The 2,705-nt window shown below is 57.2% G+C and carries 4 protein-coding genes and 1 pseudogene; all 5 read right to left on the bottom strand.

What is annotated here, in order from left to right; translation table 11 throughout:
• A pseudogene (locus QCH34_RS10285) lies at positions 1-139 on the bottom strand (cobalt-precorrin-7 (C(5))-methyltransferase); the annotation flags it as partial.
• Complete coding sequence (locus QCH34_RS10280; RefSeq protein WP_300333769.1) at positions 136-1,131, bottom strand: cobalt-precorrin-5B (C(1))-methyltransferase; 996 nt, start codon at positions 1,129-1,131, stop codon at positions 136-138. The gene QCH34_RS10280 and the pseudogene QCH34_RS10285, both read right to left, overlap by 4 nt.
• Before the next feature lie 3 nt (positions 1,132-1,134).
• A complete protein-coding gene (locus QCH34_RS10275; protein ID WP_300333767.1) occupies positions 1,135-1,788 on the bottom strand; it encodes a precorrin-8X methylmutase in 654 nt (217 codons plus the stop codon).
• Complete coding sequence (gene cobJ / locus QCH34_RS10270; RefSeq protein WP_300333765.1) at positions 1,736-2,518, bottom strand: precorrin-3B C(17)-methyltransferase; 783 nt, start codon at positions 2,516-2,518, stop codon at positions 1,736-1,738. The genes QCH34_RS10275 and cobJ overlap by 53 nt, the downstream gene beginning before the upstream one ends.
• Positions 2,502-2,705, bottom strand: a 204-nt coding sequence (locus tag QCH34_RS10265; protein ID WP_300333763.1) for a cobalamin biosynthesis protein, incomplete at its 5' end; no start/stop codon positions are given. The genes QCH34_RS10265 and cobJ, both read right to left, overlap by 17 nt.

Here is a 2,705-nt window from a genome sequence, read left to right as displayed (position 1 = left end):
CCATGCAACCAGGACTGATATGATGCCGTACCCGCTCAATTGCCCGGCTGGAGCCGTAGATGAGCCGTGCTCCCTGAATGGCAGCAATTGCCTCTTCAGTCAGCATCCCGTCTCCACATCCAACCCCCACCACTTTCATGCTGAATCACCTATGATCTCTCCGTCCCGGCTCACGATCACAACCCTCACACCCTCAGGAACATTCTCTTCCAGTATCTCTTTCATCGAAGTGATGCCTTCCGGTGTGGCGACATACTCCTCAACCGTCTGGTATCCGGTACCGTTCAGGATATCGGGGCAGAGGAACTTCAGGACAAGCCCCGGCAGGCCGCAGAGGATCACTTCACCCTCAGCGGCAAAGAGCGCCTGCCTGATCTTTGATCCGGCGAGCACTACCTCGTGAGCCGGGAAGAGGAGGCGGGAGATCCTAAGGCCAATCCTGCCGGTTGTGATCACCACCCGCTCGGCCCCACGCACCCGCTCTTCCATCGTTGACTCGAGATGATCGTCCCATGGCTCGACAAAACCGGTTGTCCCGAGGAGGGAGATCCCGCCGACAACCCCGACCTTCGGGTTTAAGGTATCCGCCCCCGCCTCTTCCCCGCCGACCACGCTGAGAGTAATATGCGCACCGGAGAGTCCAATCTCCCGGACTGCTTCGGTGACTGCATTCAGGATACATTCGCGTGCCGGGGGGGAGATCGCCGGTTCGCCCTCGATATAGCGGGGAGTGTCACGGATGAACCTCCCGATCCCCTCTCCCGCGTGAAGAAGAATCTCCGGGGCAGGAGTGGCTTTTGCCCGGAAGAGGAGGCCTGCGGTTCGATCGTCCGGGTAGTCACCCGGATCCTTCACCGCAGACCCCTCTCCATTCTCTCCAGCTGCATCCACCATCACGCGGATCCCGCAGGGGAGCAGGGTATCGACTTCCGATACCGGCTCCCTGAGCGAGAGGACGGCTGCCTTTGCTGCTGCTGCCGCTGTTGCCCCGGTGGTGATCCCCCGCCTGAGGATCTCACCGGATGATGTCAGAACCGCTCTTCCTTCTTCAACAGCGGTGATATCCCCCCTCTCTCTGGCGCGCCTGATCCACTCGTCTGGATAGGAGAACCCGGTTACCGGATCGATCATAGATTACTGAAGTGACATTGTGATGATCTCGTTCATGCTCGCAACAGCGATCGGTGTGCCGCCACGGGTTCCAACATTTGAGACCGAGGGAACCCGTATTGTCCTGAGCAGCTCCTTTGACTCGGCCGCATTCACAAACCCGACAGGAGTTCCGATCACAAGTGCAGGCACAATCCCTTCGCCAATCATCCTACAGACAGAGAGGAGGGCTGAGGGGGCGTTTCCGATCACAATAATGGAGCCGGAAAGTTTCTCCCCAAGCGCAAGAAACCCGGCTGATGTTCTTGTGATCCCCTCAGCTGCGGCAAGCTCCGCACCATAATCGAGAGCGCATTCGACACTGCATGAATGCCCTTTCTTCAGGATGCCAACCTGCACCATCCTGATATCCGTATAGATCGGGGCTCCTTCCCGGACAGCAGCGATCCCGGCAGCTATCGGATCATCTGTAAACCGCATCAGATCCGCCATCGCAAAATCCCCTACAGCAACCGAACAGCGCTGACGGATCCGATCTTCCGGTGTCTCATCGCCGATCGCCTCCCTGGCAAGCTGCCTGCTTGTCTTCGCGATCTGATACCCTTCGCGGGTATCTGCGCCGAGATCAATATACGTATTTTCTGTGGTATCCCCGCGGGGTGATAATTCCTCTGACATCGTCTCCCACCTTCCATATCCTGCTTTCAAGTCCGCCGATGATCACAATCGAATGCATATCCACAATACTTGTGTCAGCAACCAGATCAGAGAGTGTCATGATATGCCGCTCTTCACCTGGACGGTATGCGTTCTTCACAACAGCAACCGGAGTCTCTGTTTCCCTGTGCTTTGAGATGATCGCAAGGGCAGAATCAAGGTTATGCGGACGCCCCCTGCTCCGGGGATTGTAGATCGCAAGCGGCACACCCATTGCTGATGCATGATCGAGCCGCATCGCAATCACCTCCCATGGTGTGAGGAGATCAGAGAGCGAGAGTGTGACATAATCACCTGACAATGGGGAGCCGATACATGATGCCGCAGCAGTTGCAGCTGTTACTCCCGGTATCACCTCGATTGCAACTGTTGAGCCTGTCCTCTCGGCAACCTCGATGACGATCCCGGCCATCCCGTAGACGCCGGCATCCCCGCCCGAGACCATCGCGACACGATGATTCTCTGCGAGATCGAGTGCGAGCTGCGCCCGGTTCACCTCTTCACCCATCGGGCTCTTCACGACCTCTTTTCCCTCAATGAGAGGTCGGATCAGGTCGATATAGACATTATTCCCGATGACATACTCCGCCTTTGCGATCGCCTTTAAGGCCGCCGGGGTCAGTTGCTGGATATTCCCGGGACCTGTGCTGACGATCGAGAGGAGGCCTTTTTCTTTACCTTCCGATTGCAATGGTCACCCTTCCATAGGTCTTCTTCTTCATAATAAGCTCGCCCTTCTCCGAGCAGGCGATGGCAGCGGGTTCTGCAACCCCACTCAGGCCAATCAGCCCAGCCCGTGACGGAGATGGTGTCTCTATACTGTTGATCATATCGTCACCAAGGTAGATGAGGACGCCCCCAAGCCTTCGTACCCCCTC

It is taken from the genome of Methanocalculus sp., from assembly GCF_029762515.1.
GTDB lineage: Archaea > Halobacteriota > Methanomicrobia > Methanomicrobiales > Methanocorpusculaceae > Methanocalculus.
The sequence above is the reverse complement of the archived record's forward strand: the minus strand, read 5'-3'. Positions and strand labels throughout refer to the sequence as shown.

What these genes read in the sequence shown, in the direction of transcription:
- QCH34_RS10280 (WP_300333769.1), bottom strand. Translation starts at nt 1,131, where the DNA reads ATGATCGATCCGGTAACCGGGTTCTCCTATCCAGACGAGTGGATCAGG.
- QCH34_RS10275 (WP_300333767.1), bottom strand. Translation starts at nt 1,788, where the DNA reads ATGTCAGAGGAATTATCACCCCGCGGGGATACCACAGAAAATACGTAT.